Genomic DNA, 263 nt, shown 5'->3' on the forward strand with positions numbered 1-263 from the left:
TTGTTGTTGTGCGTTTTCTTTGTCATTGACTTCGAGGCTCTGATAGAAATCCACCCATAGGTTTGGCACGTCTTCTAAAGGAATTGTCTTACTCAAACCTTGCAGGTAAGTCGTGTTTGCAGTCGCCTGTTGTTTGACCTCTACGGACTTGTTTTTTGGCTGTTTGTCGATTGATGACTTGTTCGTTGATAACTCAGCGATTGGCTGCTCCGTCGATGCATCCGCAATCGCAGGCTGAATATGTAATAGCCCCCAAACAACAC

General features: G+C 45.2%; 1 pseudogene. It reads right to left on the reverse strand.

Annotation, left to right across the window (positions count from 1 at the left end):
• Positions 1–263, reverse strand: a pseudogene (locus AB4512_RS24215) (hypothetical protein); the annotation flags it as partial.

This window comes from Vibrio sp. 10N.222.52.B7, assembly GCF_041474275.1.
GTDB classification, from domain to species: domain Bacteria; phylum Pseudomonadota; class Gammaproteobacteria; order Enterobacterales; family Vibrionaceae; genus Vibrio; species Vibrio crassostreae_C.